We start from the raw sequence: 237 nt of genomic DNA, 5'->3' as shown, positions 1-237 counted from the left end.
ACCAGCCCGGCCTCAAACGCGACATCATCGCGCACCTGGCCACCGGCGCGTTCCTCACCGAAGCCTCCAACATCGTCCTGCTCGGACCGCCCGGAACCGGTAAAACACACCTCGCCACCGGTCTGGGACTAAGGGCCACCCAGCTCGGTCACCGGGTCCTGTTCGCCACGGCCATCGACTGGGTCGCCCGGCTCCAGACAGCACACCAGGGCGGGCGACTGCCTCAGGAACTGGTCA

1 protein-coding gene is annotated in these 237 nt (G+C 67.5%); it reads left to right on the top strand.

Features of this window, described 5'->3' with window-relative positions:
• A partial coding sequence (locus J7E83_RS17990) for an ATP-binding protein (RefSeq protein ID WP_214964962.1) occupies positions 1–237 on the top strand: 237 nt, incomplete at both ends.

Origin of the sequence: Arthrobacter sp. ISL-48, assembly GCF_018613805.1 — a bacterium.
Classification (GTDB): domain Bacteria; phylum Actinomycetota; class Actinomycetes; order Actinomycetales; family Micrococcaceae; genus Arthrobacter.
The sequence above is the reverse complement of the archived record's forward strand: the minus strand, read 5'-3'. Positions and strand labels throughout refer to the sequence as shown.